Genomic DNA, 17,578 nt, shown 5'->3' on the forward strand with positions numbered 1-17,578 from the left:
AGTCGGCATACCCCGTCCTCTGCCCCGCATTTTGGTAGCGGTTTCGTAGGTGAGCCCCGCATCTTCGTAGCGGTTTCGTAGGTCAGCCCCGCATTTTGGTAGCGGTTTCGTAGGTCAGAGGTACTGACCGGTGTTGCCGCGCTCCAGGCTGCGGCCTGGCGACGTGCCGTCCTTGCCGGAGATCAGGGTGCGGATGTAGACGATCCGCTCCCCCTTCTTGCCCGAGATCCGTGCCCAGTCGTCGGGGTTGGTGGTGTTGGGCAGGTCCTCGTTCTCCTTGAACTCATCCACGCAGGACTGCAGCAGGTGCTCGACCCGCAGGCCTCGGGAACCGGAAACGAGCATGTCCTTGATCGCCATCTTCTTGGCGCGGTCGACGATGTTGTGGATCATCGCGCCGGAGTTGAAGTCCTTGAAGTAGAGGATCTCCTTGTCGCCCCCGGCGTAGGTGACCTCGAGGAACTTGTTCTCGTCGATCTGCGAGTACATCCGCTCGACCACGGCAGCGATCATCGCCTCGACCGTGGTCTGCCGGTCCCCGCCGTGCTCGGCCAGGTCATCGGCATGCAGCGGGATGGCCGGCGTCAGGTACTTGCTGAAGATGTCGCGGGCGCTCTCGGCATCGGGGCGCTCGATCTTGATCTTGACGTCCAGACGGCCGGGGCGCAGGATCGCCGGGTCGATCATGTCCTCCCGGTTGGAGGCCCCGATGACGATGACATTGTCGAGCCGCTCGACGCCGTCGATCTCGGCCAGGAGCTGGGGCACGATGGTGGTCTCCACGTCGCTGGAGACCCCGGACCCGCGGGTGCGGAAGAGCGACTCCATCTCGTCGAAGAAGACCACCACAGGGGTCCCGTCGCTGGACTTCTCCCGGGCCCGCTGGAAGATGGTGCGGATGTGCCGCTCGGTCTCGCCGACATACTTGTTGAGCAGCTCTGGTCCCTTGATGTTGAGGAAGTAGCTGCTGGCGTCCTTGCGGCCGTTCTTTTCTGCCGAGTGTCGCGCCAGTGACGCGGCGACGGCCTTGGCGATCAGGGTCTTGCCGCAGCCGGGCGGGCCATAGAGCAGCACCCCCTTGGGCGGGCGCAGCTGGTGCTCCTCATAGAGCTCGGTGTGCAGGAAGGGCAGCTCCACCGAGTCCTTGATCATCTCGATCTGCCGGGCGAGGCCGCCGATGTCCTCGTAGGAGATGTCCGGCACCTCCTCTAGGACCAGGTCGCTGACCTCGGACTTGGCGATGCGCTCGTAGACAAACCCGGATTTGCCGTCCATCAGCAGTCCGTCACCGACCCGGAAGGGCGGCTCAAGGGAACCGGCCGCCTGGCACACCCGCTCCTCGTCGCCACGGACCAGGACCAGGATCCGGCCGTCCTCGAGCAACTCCTTGATCATCACGACCTCGCCGGTGCGCTCGAAGTCGGCCACCCCCACGATGGTCTGGGCATCGTTGAGCAGGACCTCACGTCCCGGGACCAGCGCCTCGACCGGGACCTCCGAGACGGCCCTGACCTGCAGCTTGCGTCCGCCGAAAGAGATCTCCACGCGCGAGTCGTCGAGACGCTGCAGCACGGTGGCATAGCTCAGTGGCGGCTCGCCCATCGACTCGAGGTCCTCGCGCAGCCGCACGATCTGGGCGCGGGCCTGGCGCAGCGTGTCGGTGACCTTCTCGTTCTGGTGCGTGACATTGCCCAGCCGCGTCTCGAGGTGCAGGATGCGCTGCTCGAGCAGGCGGACGTGAGCGTGCCCCGCGACGGCCGGGCGGTCCTGGGACTCTTCGGGCACTGTGACTCCTCTGCGTGGGGTCACTCCAGCCTAATGGGCCTCGCCGCCGGGACCGTCCTTGGCCGACATCCTGTCGTCGTTAGTCGGCAGCGCCGGGACCGTCCTCGTCCGGGATCCTGTCGTCACGCTCGACCTGGGCCGCCAGGCCTCTGGCGGTGCGCCGCACCCGCTTGTCCGAGATCTGCCGCTCCCCCAGGTCCTCGGCGGTCCACACCTCGTCATTGGGCGGGGTGTAGTCCTCCCCGTACGCTCCTGGCGCGGGGCGGGTGCGTCGCAGCGGAGCAGTGGTGCCGGGGGCCAGCTTGCGGGTGGTGATCAGGAAGCCGGTGTGCCCGTGCATACGGTGCTCCGGGCGGACCGAGAGACCCTCCAGGTGCCAGTCACGCACCATCGACTCCCACGCCTGCGGCTCGGTCCACCCGCCCTTGTCCCGGGCGGTCTCGGCGACCCGCGAGAGCTGGGTCGCGGTCGCGACATAACAAATGAGCACGCCACCGGGGGCGAGCGCCTCGCCGACGGCATCCAGGCACTCCCACGGGGCCAGCATGTCCAGGACCACCCGGTCGATGCTGCCCGGCTGGACGGTCTGCGGCAGGGCCTCCACCAGGTCTCCGACCGTGACGGTCCACGCGGGGTGGTCCTCACCGAAGAAGATCCGGGCGTTGGCCCTGGCGATCTCGGCGAAGTCCTCGCGCCGCTCAAAGCTGAACAACTGACCCCCGTCGCCGACTGCGCGCAGCAGGGACAGGCTCAGCGCCCCGGAGCCGACGCCCGCCTCCACCACACGCGCGCCGGGGAAGATGTCGGCCATCGTCACGATCTGACCGGCGTCCTTGGGATAGACCACCTGGGCACCGCGCGGCATGGACAGGACATAGTCGGACAGCAGTGGCCGCAGAGCGAGGTACTCCGCGCCTGAGCTGTGCGTGATGACGGTACCGTCCGGCATACCGATCAGGTCGTCGTGCTTGATGTGGCCCCGGTGGGTGTGGAACTGCTTTCCCGCCTCCAGGGCGATGGTGTGCATCCTGCCGCGGGAGTCGGTCAGCTGGACCCGGTCACCCACCCGGAACGGCCCGCGGCGCAGGGTGGCGCCCGTGGAGGCCGGCTGGTCGGGCTGCGGGGCGTCGTGGGGATCGGTCACAGGCGCAGAGTCTAGGTGCCTTCACCGGTGGAGCCTGCCTCGCGGGGTCACGCCCTCCAGCAGGGACCCCGAGGGGTGCCCTCACAGGTCGCTGCCGCGGACCACTCCGTAGACCTGACCGTCGTCGCCCTGCACCGCAATCATCGGCAGGTGGTCCGTCTGCATCGCGACCACCACGTCCGTCATGTTGTCCTGCGGGGTGCCCACCACCACCCAGCTCGCCGGCAGGTGCTGCAGGACGGCATTGACCGGCGTGGTCGCCCAGGCATCGCGGGGGACGGCCCGTAGCGCCGCCGGATCCAGCACCCCGACCGGCACCCCGGCCGGGTCGGTCCCTAGGACCAGCTGTCCTGTCGGCGGTGGGAGCTGCGTCAACCAGGCAGCGGCGTCGATGGTGACCGTGGCGGTGAGATAGTCGCCGATGCGCACCGTCTCCAGCAGTTTGCGTGCCTTGCCCACCTTGATGGCCTCGCTGGCACCGAACCACAGGAAGCCGCCCAGCACGACGAGCCACAGCACACTGGTGAAGTTGGGCTCCCGACCGGCCAACCAGGGACGTCCGATCAGCCACCAGGCCAGGACGATGACCATGAGGCGTCCGCTCCACCCGGCCACGATCATCCCCGCGCCGCGACTGCCGGTGAGCTTCCACACCGCGGAGTCGACCAGATAGCCACCGTCCAGCGGCAGGCCGGGCAGCAGGTTGAAGGCGGCGACGAAGACGTTGGCATAGGTGAACCCGGCGGCGAGCAGATAGCCGATGCCCGAGCCGGTCTGCTGCAGCCACAGATATCCGAGACCAGCCAGCGCTGCGTTGGCCACGGGGCCGGCGATCGCGACCAGGGCGCTGCGTCCTGGCGTGCTGTCCCTGCTGTCGTATGCCGTGTGCCCGCCCCAGAAGTCCGCCACCAGCCGGTTGACGGCGTAGCCGCAGGCCTGGCCGACCAGGGCGTGGGCCGCCTCGTGCACCAGGACCGAGACCAGCAGCAGGATCGCGAAGACGCCGGCCACGGCGTAGGCCCAGCCCCCCAGGTCGGGGAGGATGTCGGCCACCACGGGTCCGAAGATCACGATGATGACGACCGCCACCAGGAACCAACTGCGCCCGATGTAGACGGGCGCGCCGGCGAGGCTGCCGATCCGCCACCCGGGCGCCTTGGGGGGCTCAGTCATGGGCTCACAGTAGTCGCGGAGTCGGACACCTCTGCTATCTCTGTCAGGGTCCCTGCCTACGCTGCTGCCATGACCCCAGCCCTGTCGCCCAGCCGGGCCTCGGACTTCATGCAGTGTCCGCTCCTCTATCGCTTCCGCGTGGTGGACCGCCTGCCTGAGCCCCCGAGCGCCGCTGCCGCACGGGGCACGCTGGTGCACGCAGCCCTTGAACGGGTCTTTGACCTGCCGGCGGCCGAGCGCACGGCCGAGGCAACAGTGGCACTGCTGCCCAGCGAGTGGGCGCGTCTGGTCCAGGAGGAGCCCGCTCTGGCCGGACTGCTCGATGCAGCCGAGGACGCCACCAACGGTGCCCAGCCACCAGAAAACCCAACCGACGCTGCCCAGTCAACAGAGACCCCAACCGCTGCTGCCCAGCCAACAGCGCAAGAGAAGGCCTGGTTTGCCGAGGCATCACGGTTCGTGCGGACCTGGTTCACCCTCGAGGACCCCACCCGACTGGAGCCGGCCGAGCGCGAGCTCTATGTGGAGGCCGAGGTGGACGGGCTGGTGCTCCGCGGTTATGTCGACCGTCTCGATGTCGCCCCGGACGGTCGGCTGCGGGTGGTCGACTACAAGACCGGACGCTCACCCTCTGAGCTGTGGGAGGGCAAGGCGCTCTTCCAGATGAAGTTCTATGCCCTGGTGCTGTGGCGCACCCGCGGCGTGGTCCCCACTCTGCTACAGCTGGTCTATCTGCGCGACGGGCAAATCCTGCGCTATGCCCCCGAGGAGCGCGAGCTGCTGGCGACGGAGCGCAAGGTCAAAGCCCTCTGGAGCGCGATCGAGCACGCGGCGACGACCGGTGACTGGCGCCCCAGCACCAGCCGACTGTGCAACTGGTGCGCCCACAAGCCGCTCTGCCCCGCCTTCGGCGGAACTCCCCCGCCGTTGCCGGAGGACGCCGGCACTCGTGCGCTGGACCCCTCGTCGACAGCAGCCGCGGCACCGGCGGACGACGCCGCGGAGTAGGCCGATGCTGAGTGGGCCGACGCTGAGTGGGCCGACGCTGAGTGGGCCGACGGGGAGTACCGGATCAGCGCTGGCTCGCGGCCCCGACCGCCAGTCGCCCGAGCTCCCGCACGCTCATCCCCGCCAGACTCGGCACCGTCACCATGCCGGGCACCTCCGGGATCGGGACGACGTGCGGCACGCCGATCGTCGGCACCCCCGCCGCGGTTGCTGACTGCACACCGGTGGGCGAGTCCTCCACCGCGACACAGTCGACAGGATCCACACCCAGCCGGGCTGCGGCGAGCAGGTAGGGGTCCGGCGCCGGCTTGCCGTGCTCGACCTGGTCGCCTGTCACGACTGCGGCAAAGGTGCCCGCGGGCAGATTCTCGAGCAGAACGTCGGCCAGGGGGGTCCACGACATGGTCACCAGTGCTGACGGGATGCCCAGGGTCACGCACTCCTCCAGGAGCTCGCGCGCGCCGGGGCGCCAGGGAAGGTGGGCCCGCGTCCTGGCCACGACACCGGCCAGCAGTGTCTCCACGATCTGCTCCGGCGTCCCGGTCACGGGGGTGCGGGCGAGAATGATCTCGGCGGAGACCAGCAGACTGTTGCCGACGAGCTCGACGGCGTCCTCCGCGCTCCAGGTGCCCCCAGCACGGGCGACCATGTCGCCCTCTTCAGCCATCCAGTAGGGCTCGGTGTCGATCAGGGTGCCGTCCATGTCCCAGAGGACTGCGGCGGGCATCGAGTCAGGCTCACGGGTCACCTGCTCGATCCTACGGACGGTCGCCGGCCGGCAGGCGGGTGGTCGCTGGAGGCAGCGGGTGCTCGTGGGATACCCACCGGGTGTTGTCGCCGGGCACTCCCGCCGCCACGGCTACGACCCCGCGTGCGCAGGAATATGGGCCCGGGCTCGTAGGCTGGCAGAACCAGGCAGACCGGAGGCTGATCATGATTGATGTGCGACAGGTGGACGACCTCGACGACCCGATCGTCATCGCGGCCTTCGAGGGCTGGAACGACGCCGGTGAGAGCGCGACCCACGCAGTGGAGCACCTTGTCCAGGCGTGGGACGCCGAAGTCATCGCCGTGATGGACCCGGAGGACTACTACGACTTCCAGGTGAACCGACCCCGGGTCAGCATCGTCAGCGGTCAGCGCCAGATGACCTGGCCGACCACCCGCGTGCTGCTGGCCCGCGACACGCCACTGGGCCGCGACGTCATCCTCCTGCTCGGGATCGAGCCCTCGATCCGCTGGCGAAGCTATGTCAACGAGATCCTGACGCTGGCCACTGACCACGGCGCCACCCTCCTGGTAACTCTTGGTGCGCTCTTGGCCGACGTGCCGCACAGCCGTCCGATCCCGGTGTCGGTGACCTCCGAGGACTCCGACCTGCGCGAGATGCACGACGTGGAACGAAGCAACTACGAGGGACCCAGTGGCATCGTGGGGGTGCTTATGGATCAGGCTCACCAGCAGGACCTGCCCGGCTTATCAGTCTGGGCTGCGGTGCCGCACTATGCCGGCGGGCCTCCTTCTCCCAAGGCCACACTGGCCCTCGTAGGTCGCTTGGAAGAGTTGTTGGGCTGTGTCATCGACGATGGCGACCTGACCGAGGAGGCACGAGCCTGGGAGCGCGGCGTCGACGAGCTGGCTGCCTCCGATGACGAGGTCAAGGAGTATGTCGAGGCCCTCGAGGAGGCCCAGGACACAGTGGACCTTCCGGAGGCAAGCGGCGACGCCATCGCTCGGGAGTTCGAGAAGTACCTACGACGTCGCGGTGGACACGAGGCAGGCTAGCCGACTGTCACCCACTTGATGCCCGGGTACAGCTAGAACGGCGGTGCGTCGTCGTCACCGGCGGCCCAGGGCAGGGTGCCTTCGGGGGCACCGTGACCCTCGTGCTGACGCTCGGCGTCGGTTGAGTTCTCGATGTCCTCGGGCGGAGGGCCGGCGGTGGTCTCCGCATCGGCGGAGTGGTCGCTCGCGTCGTCCGTCCTGGCGGCCTTGTGCGCTGCTCTTGCGGCGGTGACCGTGGCGGGGTCGGGCTTCCAGATGCGTCGGCCGTTGGCGTCGCGGTGGGTCAGGGTGATCAGGGGCCAGCCGTGGAAGGTGTCCTCGTCCCAGTCGTCCCTGGCCAGGAGGTCAGCGCCGGGTGGACGGTAGGACAGGGCCTGGTAGATCGCCCGATCAACCCGGTCGGCCCAGTCGTCAGTGGCTTCTTGCACCACAGCGTGGCCGCCAAGGCCTGAAGCGGCACCATCTGCGACGCCCTGCGCCGTGTCGGCACACTCGGGCGCGTCGACGTACTGTTTCGCAGCCGTGAGGAGCTTGGTGTACTGGGTGTAGTCGTGGGCCTTGGTCGTATAGACCCGGCCCAGCAGCGTGGTCCAGGTGACATCCCGGTGGCTGTTCATCACCGCGTCCCACAGTTTGCGTGTCTTCAGATCGTGGTGGGGGTTGCTCACCGACTGCCCGTTCGCCTCGGCCGTGTCGCCACCGACCGTGCCGTACTCCTGAACGTGATCGACCTGGCACAGCCAGGCCGGAACCAGACACCCCGGGGCTCGGCAGAACCCGTCTGAGGCGACGATCTGCGCTCGCTGAGAGGCCGTGAACCGATATCCCTTGGCCGACTTCTCCATGCACCGACCACTGACTGGGTCGACCAGCAGCCGGTACAGCGTTGAACCTGGGGTCAACATCAGCTCCCACAGTTCGTCGCTGCCCAGGAACGCCGAGCGCTTCCCGATGATCTCGCCCACCGCCCGTGGGCGGGCGTAGTCGTGGCGGTCGGCATCGGTGACAGCGCCGGCGTGGGCACCGGGGTCTGGATCAGGGACAGCGCCGGCGTGGGCACCGGGGTCTGGATCAGGGACAGCGCCGGCGTGGGCACCGGGGTCTGGATCAGGGACAGCGCCGACATCGCGGCCAGCGTCAGGATCGCTGCGTCGGTTGCCAGGCGTATCCGGTGGAGCATTGACCCCGTCGGCATCGGAAGAGTGACCACATCGGGACAAGTCGGCGGTGCTGTTCAGGAGGGCAGCGAGTTCGGCCCCGGTCACGTCCTGGCCGAAGAGAGCCTGAAGGGGCAGGACGACCTGCAGGTCCGCGGTCGGCAGTCCATAGAGCAGCTTCGTCAACTGGTCGGACTGCTCGACGGTGATGGTGTTTGGGTCCTCGCTGATGCCAGTGAAATCCAAGGTGCCATGCAGCAACAGCGACATCGCCACCGCCGAACGCAGTTGTCGCAGAGTGCGCAGGTCGCCGCCCTGCCGGGCAGCCTTTGCAGCCCGCTCGATCCGATCGGCGACGGCGGCAGCCTGGGCAGTGCGGGTGCCGATCACAACTTCAGCGGTGCCCTCGGCATCGACATTGATCCTTACGTCAGAGGCGTACTGGGCCGCCCTGCGAGCCTCTTTGGCCGCGTCTGGGTCCTGGTTCTTGATCTTGTGGACCTCACGCTTCAGCACCCGGTGAAACTCCTTGACCCGCCACGGCCCACCCAGCCACTCCCCCTGCCTGGTCACGCGCTCGGTCACCGACTCTTCCGGGTCATCACCGAAGAGCCCGTTGGCGATGGCGGAACCGTCCTCATGATCCATCGCCGAGGTGGCGCGGAAGTAGGCACTGACCAATGGCCAGGACACCTCCCCGCGTGCCAGCCCTTGATGCACAGGTCCGCGCACCGACGCAGGAGCATTGGCCAGCCCGACCAGAGTGATCACGTCACCGCTTCCCCAGCCGATCGCGGCCTCGATCTCGTGGCGTGTCACCCGCTTGGCCTCTGCGCGCCACGACTTGCGTGCGGTCTTCGACAACTCCGTCGGCCCCGACACATCCTTTGCCGCCAGCAACACCTTGCCCATCTCGGCAGTCAGCTGCCGAGTCGCTGCCAACCGCACCCCGTCCATCCGAGTCGACAGGAGCGTGACTGCCTCCACCGCGGTCAGCATCTGCCGAGCACGTGCCTGCGCCCCCGCCGCCGCACCGACCTGCGTGACGCCCTCCTCGAGCGTGCTCAAGGACTCCTCAGCACGGGCTCCGGTCTCGACCGCGGCACACGCCAGCGATGCCTTCACCAGGTCATCGATGAGTCCGGCACCCACCCCGACCTCCACCAGCGCCGCCCGCAACCGCTCCTGGGCGTCGGCAGCAAGGGACGTCTCAGGTGGGGCCGCGGGAGACAAGGTGGGCGAGGGTGCAGCAGGACTGCTGCCTGCACGGATCGGCCGCCGTGCAGGAGGCCGGCGTCCGAGACGCTTGACGAACTCACCGATCTCGGTGTCTCGCAACACGCCAGGGTCCGTCTGGGGGCCGCGGTGGACCGGACCCGTGAACTCGACGAAATACCGCTCCTGAGGCGAGAGGCGAACCTCATGAACCCCGGCGCGCCGTAGCCTGGCGGCGGCCCGCGACACGGGCCCTACGCACTGCCCCGTCTGTGCGGCAAACCACTGCTCCAGCTGCCTCTCCAAGACGTCCATACCCCTCACCTCCCCTTCAAGACTCGCGACCCTCCCAGGGTCCGCCTTCCGGTTCCTGCCATCTACCAGCAGTTTAGAACACACGTCTGACAGTGGGTTGACCTGCGGAAACTGCAGGGCGCAGTGGCTGCGGCACCACAGCAGATCAGCCCCGTCGGTCGACACCGATCAGGGTCAGGGTGGCGAGCAAGCCCTGTCGGTCAGGCAACTATCGGGGTCAGGGTGGCGATCAAGCCCCGTCGGTCAGGGCGATGATCAGGGTCAGGTGCGTGGTCAGGCCCCGTCAATCAGCGACCGCAGGCGCGCGCCCAGGGTGTCCCAGCCCCAGTGCTCCTGGGCCCACTGACGGCCCGCTGCGCCCATCTGCTGGGCCCGCTCGGGGTCACCGAGGATCGAGACGACGGCCGCGCCGAGTCCGTCGACGTCGCGACCGTCAACCACCAGCCCAGTCTGTCCGTCCAGCACGGTCTCGGGTGCCCCGCCGGAGGTGCCGGCGATGACCGGCACGCCGGCGGCCGCGGCCTCGAGATAGACCACGCCCAGGCCCTCGACGTCGAGCCCCTTGCCCCGGGTCCGGCAGGGCATCGCGAACAGGTCGGGCATCGCGTAGTGCGCCGCGATCTCATCCGAGGGCACCCGACCGGTGAAGAGCACGTCGTCACCGACCCCGTGCTCTGCCACCAGCTTGCGCAGGGTCTTCTCATAGCTGCCCTCCCCCGCGATCACCAGCACCGCGCCAGGCACCTCGTGCCGGATCTGGGGCATGGCCCGGATCAGCATGTCGGCCCCCTTGCGAGCCACCAGGCGCGACAGGCACAGGATGACCGGACGCTCCCCCAGCCCGTAGCGCTCCCGCAACCGCGCCCGCGCGCCAGGATCCGGGCGGAAGGCGTCCGCGTCCACGCCAGAGGGGAGGTTGGCCAACTGGCCAGCACCCGCGAAGGCCTTGGCCAGGCGCCGCCGGGTGTACTGGCTCACATAGGTCATCACGTCGGTGTTGTTGCCGATGCGACGCAGCGCCTGCCGCGCCCCGGGTGTCATCCACCACCCCACCTCGTGGCCGTGGGTGGAGGAGATGATCCGTCGGGCACCCGCCCGGCGCAGCGCCGGGGCCATCAGTGCCAGGGGTGCTGCAGCGCCAAACCACACCGTCTCGATCTGGTGGCTGCGCACGATCTCTGCTGCCCGTCGCACCACGTCCGGGGTGGGGACCATCACCGTGTGCGAGGACCGCAGGACCTCATAGGGCTGTGCGGCATCAAAACTGGCCATGTCGGCCTTGTGATAGCTGGAGGTGAAGACCGTCAGATCCTGCGGAGGCAGCGTCGCGGCAAAGTTGTGCAGATAACTCTGGATTCCCCCGTGTCGCGGGGGAAAGTCGTTGGTGACCAGCAGGGTGGGGCGCACGGGCTACAACTTCACCCCGAGCAGGGCCTCGACGGCAGCCCGGACCACGGTCCGGTCACCCGGAGCCCCCACCTGCACCCACTCGTCCACCGCGAGCAGGGCCGCGGGGCTGTCGAGGTCGTTGGCCAGGGCGGTGCGCATCTCGGCAACCACCGGTGCCAGCACGTCGGCCGACCCGAGTCCACCGTCCCTCGCGACCGCCTCACGCCACGCTGCGAGGCGACGCTGGGCCTGCTCAAGGATCTGCGGGGTCCAGTCCCAGGGCTGGCGATAGTGCTGGCCCAGCAGCGCCAGCCGGATCGCCATGGGGTCGACCCCGTCGCGGCGCAGTGCCGAGACCAGCACCAGATTGCCCTTGGACTTGCTCATCTTCTCGCCGTCCAGGCCAACCATGGCCTGGTGCACATAGGTGCGGGCGAACGGCATACCACTCAGGGCCTGGGCCTGCACCGCGCTCATCTCGTGGTGCGGGAAGATCAGGTCGCTCCCGCCGCCCTGGATGTCAAAAGTGACCCCTAGATAGCGCAGGGCGATCGTCGTGCACTCGATGTGCCACCCGGGGCGTCCGTCGCCGAGGGAGTCCCCCGGCCAGTGCGGCTCACCCTCCCGGTGGGCGCGCCACAGCAGCGGGTCCAGCCGGTCGCGCTTGCCGGGACGGTCCGGGTCGCCACCGCGCTCGGCAAAGACCTCAAACATCTGGTCCCGACCCCAGCCGGAGACCGCCCCGAAGGTCGGTTGGGTGGCCAGGTCGAGATAGACGTCCTCACCCGCACCATCCTCAGCTGGCAGGGCGTATGCCGTGCCGTCCGCGAGCAGGCGCCGCACCGCCGCGACATCGTCAGGGATGCCTTCAACAGCCCCGACGTAGTGCTCCGGGGCCAGGACGTTGAGCGCCTCCATGTCCTCGTGAAAGAGAGCGATCTGCCGAGCCGCCAGGTCCTGCCAGTCCACGCCGTCGCGCTCGGCGCGCTCCAGCAACGGCTCGTCAACGTCGGTGACGTTCTGCACATAGGTGACCTGCAGGCCGGCGTCCCGCCAGGCCCGGATCAGCAGGTCGAAGGTGACATAGGTCGCCGCGTGCCCCATGTGCGTGGCGTCATAGGGAGTGATGCCGCAGACATACAGGCCGGCGGTGCCGCTGTCGGGGTGCACGACCTGCACGGAGCCGGTCGCGGTGTCGTGAACCCGAACGGGCACGCCCTGCCCGGGGAGCTGCGGCACAGGGGTGTTGGTCCACGTCTTCACGACTGGGAGCCTAATCTGCGACCGGTCCGAACTTCACCACAGGGGCCACGGCAGCGGGTAGCGGTCCGGGGGCAGGTCGGGAAAGACGGGGTGCGTGCGCAGGGCCTCGACCCGCGCGATCAGGGCGGTGAGCTCCTCGGGCGAGATGAGGTCGGCGAGGGTGTCTGCCGGCCTCAGGGCGTCGTGCAGTTGCGCGAGCCGCTCCCGGTCATGGTCCGGGAAGGGCTGCCCGGCCCAGCCCCACAGGACCGTGCGGAGCTTGTCCTGCACGTGCAGGGTCAGTCCGTGATCGACGCCCCAGAGCCGCCCGGAGGCATCCCGGACCAGGTGGGCGCCCTTGCGGTCAGCATTGTTGAGCACCAGGTCCAGCACCGCCAGGGAGGCCAGGTCGGGGCTGTCGCGGTGGGCGACGACGACGGGGCGTCCGTCCTGGTCCTCACCGTGGACGATGGGCAGCCACCCCTCGGGCACCCCGGTCGCGGCGAACGCCTCGAGCATCCCGTCCCCGGGTGCGGACCCGGTGGCCTCCCAGTCGATCCACCGCTGCACGGACCCGGGGCCCAGCGGGCCGTCGCGCAGCACCGTCTGCGGGATCAGGTCCCAGCCACCGAGGGCGCTGACCTGGTATGCCGCCACCTCCCGTCCTGCCAGCGTCCCGTCCGGGAAGTCACGCAGGGGTGCTTCGCCCTGGATCGGCTTGTAGAGCGCGCGCTCGGCGGTCCCGGACAGGAGGACCCGGGCGGTGAGGTTGGACGCGTCGGGCAGCACCCCCTCGATGTCGAGGTCGGCCGAGAGGAGCAACTCCTTGATCTCGTCCTGGGCCGTCACCGCCGGTAGCCGTTGGCCCTCGGGCAGATGTGACCGCCAGGGTCGAGCGGTTGCCCACAAAACGGACAGTTGGGGCGGCCGCCCTCGACGGCCTGGGCGCACCGCTGGGCGAAGGCACGCGCCATCGGGGGTGTCAGGACCACCCGGATGCTCTGGGCCAAGGCCTCCTCGACCGGGCTGAGGCTCTCCTCGTCCTCCGGCTCGGGGGCCGGAATCTCCAGAGCCTCGATGACCACCCGCCCCCGCGCCGGATCCCAGGCCAGGCTCAGGCTCTGCGCCCGGAAGTCATCCTCGATGGGGGTGTCCAGCGGGGCGTTGTCCACCAGTCCGGCAGCCGCCTCCTCGCTCCCCTCCAGGGCAGCGACCTGGTCCAGGAGGTCGGCGAGGCGCTCGCCGAGGATCTTGACCTGCTCCTTCTCCAACGAGACCGTCATCCGCGACCCCGCCCCGGAGACCTGGAGGAAGAAGGTGCGCTGTCCGGGTGGCCCGACCGAGGAGGCGATGAACCGCTCGGGCGGGTCGAACTCGTGCTGTGGCATGAAATCGACCTTAATCGCTGCCGGCGCCACCGCCGACTGGCGCGTCGTCCCCGGGGCCACCAGGTTGCTGGCGGGCCAGCTCCCGGGAGAGACCGGTCAGGTCGATAGGGTCACTGCCGGTGTCATTGACCCGCAGGACGAAGGGGTGCTGCGGAGCGGTGCGCACGATGGTCACCGACGCGGGGTCGATGATGATGCGCTGGAACCGGTCCAGGGAGCTGCCCAGTGCGTGGCTGACCAGCGACTTGATCACGTCTCCGTGACTGACGGCCACCCACACCGCCCCGGGGCCGTGCTCCTCCTCGATCCGCTGGTCCCAGGCAGTGATGGTGGCCACGGCGCGATCACGCATCTCGACCATCGACTCGGCGGCAAAGTCGTCGTGGGGCGGGAAGCGCACGGTGCTGGGTCGGTGCTGGACGTCCTGCCACAGCGGCTCGGCGGCGAGCTCCTTGAGGGGCCGTCCGGTCCAGGCTCCGTAGTGGCACTCGCCGATGCCGGCGTCGGTGTGCCGTGCCGGGCCCGGACCCTGCTGGCCTGCGGCGATCAGGTCGGCGGTCTGCTGGCACCGGTCCAGCGGACTGGTGACCACCGCGGCCAACGGTGTGGGCGCAAGCCGCTCTCCGACCCTGGTCGCCTGGGCGATCCCCTTGTCGTCCAAGCAGACTCCCGGACTCCAGCCGGCCAGCACCCCGGCGGTGTTGGCGGTGCTGCGGCCGTGCCGGACCACCACGAGCACTGCCATCAGTCGAGGATGCCTGCCTGGTCGGCGGCGGCGACGGCGGTCTCCAGCGCGGCGACGCGCTCCTCGAGCGTGTCGCCGTAGGGCGCCAGGGTGACGGTCGTCATCCCGGCGTCGGCGTAGCGGGTCAGGCGCTCGGCGATGCGCGCCTGGGGCCCGAGCAGGCTGGTGTCGTCGATGAACTGCAGCGGGACGGCGCTGCCCGCGTCGCGGTAGTTGCCGGCCAGATAGAGGTCCTGCACCTGCGCGGCCGCCTCGGCATAGCCCATCCGCACTGCCAGGGCGTTGTAGAAGTTCTGCGTGCGAGATCCCATCCCACCGACATAGAGCGCGGCATAGCCGCGCACCGCGTCGGCTGCGGTGTCGACGTTATCGTGCACGCTGAGCGGCACGGTGGCGTCAAAGGCAAACGGCCGCTGCGGGTCGCTCGAGCGCGCCAGCCCGTCCCTGATCGAGCCAATCTGCTCACCGGTGAACTCGGGGCTGAGGAAGATCCCCAGCCAGCCGTCGGCCACCTCGCCCGCGAGCTCGAGGTTCTTGGGGCCGACCGCCGCCAGATAGATCGGCACGTGGTGCTGGCTCGGCGCGGCCGTGCTGCGCAACGGCTTTCCGACCCCACCTGGCAGGGGCAGCTCGAAATGCGCCCCGTGGTACTCGACTTTCTTGCGGTCCAGCGCCATCCGGACGATCTCGACATACTCCCTCGTGCGCTCCAGAGGCTTGGCGAACCGGACCCCGTGCCACCCCTCCGACACCTGCGGACCGCTCACGCCGAGACCGAGGTCGAAGCGTCCCTGCGACAGCGAGTTGAGTCCGGCAGCCGTCATCGCCGTCATCGCTGGCGTCCGGGCCGGGATCTGCAGCACTCCCGCCCCCAGGCGAATGCGCGAGGTCCGGGCGCCGATCCAGGACAGCACGCTAACCGCGTCGACGCCATAGGCCTCAGCGGCCCAGACGACGTGGACGCCGAGCTCCTCAGCCCGCTGGACCAGTGCCAGATGATCGTCGTCCTGGCCGGTCCCCCACCAGCCACAGTTCAGTCCGAGTCGCACCTAGTCAGCTCCGCTCCCGCTCGTCGTCATCGTCATTGTCGTCGTCGTCATCATTGTCGTCCCCGTCATCATCGTCCCCGTCATCATCATCGTGGTCGTCCCCGTCATCGTCGTCCCCGTCGTCATCATCGTCCCCGTCATCGACGTCATACTCATCATCGTCCAGGCCCACATAGCCGGTGCGCCCTCGACTCTCCTCGGCGATGTCGTCATCCAGGGAGTCGTCCTCCTCATAGCTGGAGTCGACGGCGCTCGCCTCATCGAAGTCGTCGTCCTCGTCGGAGTAGACATCCAGGGGCGTCACCTCCCCATAGGCGTCGAGGAGGGCGTCGTCATAGGCGACGAAGGCGTCGGCGACCTTGTTGTAGGCCGTGACAACAGCGGGGTCGTTCTCCCCGCGACGGACAGCGGACAGTTCGAGGTGGGTCTCAAGAGCCGCCACAAAAGTGGCCAGCGCGGCGCGCGGGTCTGACGTCATGGCATGACGGTAGCGAACTTCGCTCCGCGGCGCCCTGGGAAAATCCCCAGGCCCGGGCGCGCCGCCGCAGCAGTTGATTTCTCACCCTGACCTGCGCAGTATCTGACCCAATGGTTGAGTACGAGTACCGCATGGTGACGTTCGGACGCGAGGAGTCGCGCTCCGCTGTCCGTCAGGCGCTGACCGAGCACGCGGAGTACGGTCACTGGGAGCTGTGGCGGGTCAGTCTCTATCTTGGTGGGGCCCGCAAGGCGGTGCTGCGTCGCCGGATCATCCGGGTCCAGCGCACGGCGTGAGCCAGGGGGTATGCCGGACCACCCGGCATACTGACCGGTCCGGATCGGTGGGGTCGGCTCAGCAGTCCTCGATGAGTCGCTGGAGCACACGCGCGCCGAAGGTCAGGGCGTCGACCGGGACCCGCTCGTCGATGCCGTGGAACATCCCGACGAAGTCCAGCTCGGGCGGCAGCATCAGCGGAGCGAAGCCATAACCCTCGATCCCGAGCCGGGACAGGTGCTTGTTGTCGGTGCCCCCGGAGAGGCAGTAGGGCAGCACGTGGGCGCCCGGGTCCTCCTTGAGCAGGGCGCGCTTCATCGACTCCACGAGCTCGCCGCTGGTCGCCGACTCCAGGGCGACGTCCTTGTGCAGGATCTCGACCTCGACGTGCTCACCGGCCAGCTCGGCGATCGTGTCCAGGAGATCCGCCTCGTGGCCGGGCAGGAAGCGGCAGTCCAGCGACGCGGAGGCGGTCTGCGGGATCACGTTGTGCTTGTAGCCGGAGTCCAGCATCGTGAAGTTGGAGGTGTCGCGCAGGGTCCCCTCGACGAAGCCGCGCGCCCCGCCCAGCCGGGACAGGATCCCCTCGACGTCCTCACCGTCCCACGAGGCGCCGGTGATGCCGGCGATGCCGTCGAACAGCTCGCGGACCGAGGCGATGTAGGTGCGGGGCCACGGGTGGGCACTGATCCGGTTGATCGCCCCGGCGAGGTGCACCAGGGCGTTGTCGGCATTGGGGACCGAGCCGTGCCCGGCGCGACCGTGGGCATGCAGGCGCAACCAGGCGATGCCCTTCTCGGCCGTCTGCAGCAGATAGGCCCGCTCTGGGGCGCCGGTCGCCTTGCCCTCGAGGGTGATGGAGAAGCCGCCGACCTCGCTGATCGCCTCGGTGCAGCCCTCAAACCACTCAGGGTGCTTCTCCACAACGTGGCCCGCGCCCTTGACGCCACCGGCCTCCTCGTCAGCGAAGAACGCCCAGACGATGTCGCGCGGCGGCTGCTGGCCGGTGCGTGCCAGGTGTCGCACGTTGGCCAGGAGCATCGCGTCCATGTCCTTCATGTCGACCGCGCCGCGGCCCCAGATGCACCCGTCCTGCTCCACCGCGGCGAACGGGTCGACCTGCCAGTCCTCGGCCGCCGCCGGCACCACGTCGAGGTGGCCGTGCAGGACCAGCCCGGGCCGGCTGGAGTCACGCCCCGGTGTGCGCACCACGACGCTGGCCCGACCGGGCTCGGACTCGGTGAGCTGGGGGTCCAGGCCGACCTCGGTGAGCTTCTCCATCACATACTCGGCGGCGGCCCGCTCGCCCGGGCCGGTGCCGTCGCCGTAGTTGCTGGTGTCGATCCGGATGAGGTCCTTGCAGAGCTGGACGACCTCGTCCTGAGGTGAGGGCACAGTCGTGGCATCGGTGGTCATCCTCCGAGGCTAG

At 69.0% G+C, this 17,578-nt stretch carries 16 protein-coding genes; 3 read left to right on the plus strand and 13 right to left on the minus strand.

The window, feature by feature from the left end; genetic code table 11:
- Positions 1 to 114 precede the first annotated feature (114 nt).
- From arc to FNH13_RS10945, 3 genes are all read right to left on the minus strand, one after another.
- The gene (gene arc / locus FNH13_RS10935) at positions 115 to 1,809 is read right to left on the minus strand and encodes a proteasome ATPase (RefSeq protein WP_165700091.1); all 1,695 of its coding nucleotides are present in this window, start codon (positions 1,807 to 1,809) and stop codon (positions 115 to 117) included.
- Positions 1,810 to 1,864: 55 nt separating this feature from the next.
- Positions 1,865 to 2,929, minus strand: coding sequence for a tRNA (adenine-N1)-methyltransferase (locus FNH13_RS10940; RefSeq protein WP_228266362.1), 1,065 nt, complete (start codon positions 2,927 to 2,929; stop codon positions 1,865 to 1,867).
- A gap of 81 nt (positions 2,930 to 3,010) precedes the next feature.
- Positions 3,011 to 4,102 carry a site-2 protease family protein gene (locus FNH13_RS10945; RefSeq protein WP_143783452.1) on the minus strand — a complete coding sequence of 364 codons (1,092 nt, stop codon included), beginning with the start codon at positions 4,100 to 4,102 and terminating at the stop codon, positions 3,011 to 3,013.
- A gap of 69 nt (positions 4,103 to 4,171) precedes the next feature.
- Here FNH13_RS10945 and FNH13_RS10950 point away from each other — a divergent pair, with 69 nt between their 5' ends.
- Positions 4,172 to 5,110, plus strand: a complete 939-nt coding sequence (locus tag FNH13_RS10950; protein WP_143783453.1) for a RecB family exonuclease — start codon at positions 4,172 to 4,174, stop codon at positions 5,108 to 5,110.
- Between the two features lie 64 nt (positions 5,111 to 5,174).
- On the opposite strand, the gene FNH13_RS10955 is transcribed toward FNH13_RS10950, so the two are convergent.
- Positions 5,175 to 5,858 carry an HAD family hydrolase gene (locus FNH13_RS10955; RefSeq protein ID WP_228266363.1) on the minus strand — a complete coding sequence of 228 codons (684 nt, stop codon included), beginning with the start codon at positions 5,856 to 5,858 and terminating at the stop codon, positions 5,175 to 5,177.
- 185 nt (positions 5,859 to 6,043) lie between these two features.
- On the opposite strand from FNH13_RS10955, the gene FNH13_RS10960 reads away from it, so the two are divergent.
- Positions 6,044 to 6,895: a PAC2 family protein gene (locus FNH13_RS10960; protein WP_143783454.1), complete on the plus strand. Its 852-nt coding sequence runs from the start codon at positions 6,044 to 6,046 to the stop codon at positions 6,893 to 6,895.
- A 32-nt stretch (positions 6,896 to 6,927) separates the two neighbouring features.
- Here FNH13_RS10960 and FNH13_RS10965 read toward each other — a convergent pair whose 3' ends face one another.
- The 8 genes from FNH13_RS10965 to FNH13_RS11000 all read right to left on the minus strand — a co-directional run bounded on the left by FNH13_RS10965 (position 6,928) and on the right by FNH13_RS11000 (position 15,873).
- Positions 6,928 to 9,285: an HNH endonuclease signature motif containing protein gene (locus FNH13_RS10965; RefSeq protein WP_143783455.1), complete on the minus strand. Its 2,358-nt coding sequence runs from the start codon at positions 9,283 to 9,285 to the stop codon at positions 6,928 to 6,930.
- Between the two features lie 570 nt (positions 9,286 to 9,855).
- Positions 9,856 to 10,989 (minus strand): glycosyltransferase family 4 protein, encoded by a 1,134-nt coding sequence (locus FNH13_RS10970; protein WP_143783456.1) that lies wholly within the window; start codon positions 10,987 to 10,989, stop codon positions 9,856 to 9,858.
- Between the two features lie 3 nt (positions 10,990 to 10,992).
- A complete protein-coding gene (gene mshC / locus FNH13_RS10975; protein ID WP_143783457.1) occupies positions 10,993 to 12,234 on the minus strand; it encodes a cysteine--1-D-myo-inosityl 2-amino-2-deoxy-alpha-D-glucopyranoside ligase in 1,242 nt (413 codons plus the stop codon).
- A gap of 33 nt (positions 12,235 to 12,267) precedes the next feature.
- Positions 12,268 to 13,062, minus strand: coding sequence for an SCO1664 family protein (locus tag FNH13_RS10980; protein ID WP_202878760.1), 795 nt, complete (start codon positions 13,060 to 13,062; stop codon positions 12,268 to 12,270).
- Positions 13,059 to 13,601 carry a DUF3090 family protein gene (locus FNH13_RS10985; RefSeq protein ID WP_143783458.1) on the minus strand — a complete coding sequence of 181 codons (543 nt, stop codon included), beginning with the start codon at positions 13,599 to 13,601 and terminating at the stop codon, positions 13,059 to 13,061. Before FNH13_RS10985 ends, FNH13_RS10980 begins: the two co-directional genes overlap by 4 nt.
- Positions 13,602 to 13,611: 10 nt before the next feature.
- Entirely contained in the window at positions 13,612 to 14,346 is a 735-nt protein-coding gene (locus FNH13_RS10990; RefSeq protein WP_143783459.1) for an MSMEG_4193 family putative phosphomutase, read from the minus strand.
- Entirely contained in the window at positions 14,346 to 15,395 is a 1,050-nt protein-coding gene (locus FNH13_RS10995; RefSeq protein ID WP_143783460.1) for an LLM class F420-dependent oxidoreductase, read from the minus strand. The genes FNH13_RS10990 and FNH13_RS10995 overlap by 1 nt, the downstream gene beginning before the upstream one ends.
- Positions 15,396 to 15,399: 4 nt before the next feature.
- Entirely contained in the window at positions 15,400 to 15,873 is a 474-nt protein-coding gene (locus tag FNH13_RS11000; protein WP_202878761.1) for a hypothetical protein, read from the minus strand.
- 110 nt (positions 15,874 to 15,983) lie between these two features.
- Between FNH13_RS11000 and FNH13_RS11005 the strand changes: the two genes are divergently transcribed.
- A complete protein-coding gene (locus tag FNH13_RS11005; protein WP_143783461.1) occupies positions 15,984 to 16,169 on the plus strand; it encodes a DUF5703 family protein in 186 nt (61 codons plus the stop codon).
- Positions 16,170 to 16,227: 58 nt separating this feature from the next.
- Here the strand turns inward: FNH13_RS11005 and FNH13_RS11010 are convergent, their stop codons facing one another.
- Complete coding sequence (locus FNH13_RS11010; RefSeq protein WP_143783462.1) at positions 16,228 to 17,565, minus strand: M20/M25/M40 family metallo-hydrolase; 1,338 nt, start codon at positions 17,563 to 17,565, stop codon at positions 16,228 to 16,230.
- Between the last annotated feature and the right edge of the window lie 13 nt (positions 17,566 to 17,578).

Origin of the sequence: Ornithinimicrobium ciconiae (genome assembly GCF_007197575.1) — a bacterium.
Lineage (GTDB): Bacteria > Actinomycetota > Actinomycetes > Actinomycetales > Dermatophilaceae > Ornithinicoccus > Ornithinicoccus ciconiae.

Bases quoted from the DNA above. Each gene is read 5' to 3' on its own strand.
- FNH13_RS10985 (WP_143783458.1), bottom strand. From the start codon at position 13,601: ATGCCACAGCACGAGTTCGACCCGCCCGAGCGGTTCATCGCCTCCTCG.
- FNH13_RS10960 (WP_143783454.1), top strand. From the start codon at position 6,044: ATGATTGATGTGCGACAGGTGGACGACCTCGACGACCCGATCGTCATC.
- FNH13_RS11000 (WP_202878761.1), bottom strand. From the start codon at position 15,873: ATGACGTCAGACCCGCGCGCCGCGCTGGCCACTTTTGTGGCGGCTCTT.
- FNH13_RS11005 (WP_143783461.1), top strand. From the start codon at position 15,984: ATGGTTGAGTACGAGTACCGCATGGTGACGTTCGGACGCGAGGAGTCG.
- FNH13_RS10990 (WP_143783459.1), bottom strand. From the start codon at position 14,346: ATGGCAGTGCTCGTGGTGGTCCGGCACGGCCGCAGCACCGCCAACACC.
- FNH13_RS11010 (WP_143783462.1), bottom strand. From the start codon at position 17,565: ATGACCACCGATGCCACGACTGTGCCCTCACCTCAGGACGAGGTCGTC.
- FNH13_RS10950 (WP_143783453.1), top strand. From the start codon at position 4,172: ATGACCCCAGCCCTGTCGCCCAGCCGGGCCTCGGACTTCATGCAGTGT.
- FNH13_RS10945 (WP_143783452.1), bottom strand. From the start codon at position 4,102: ATGACTGAGCCCCCCAAGGCGCCCGGGTGGCGGATCGGCAGCCTCGCC.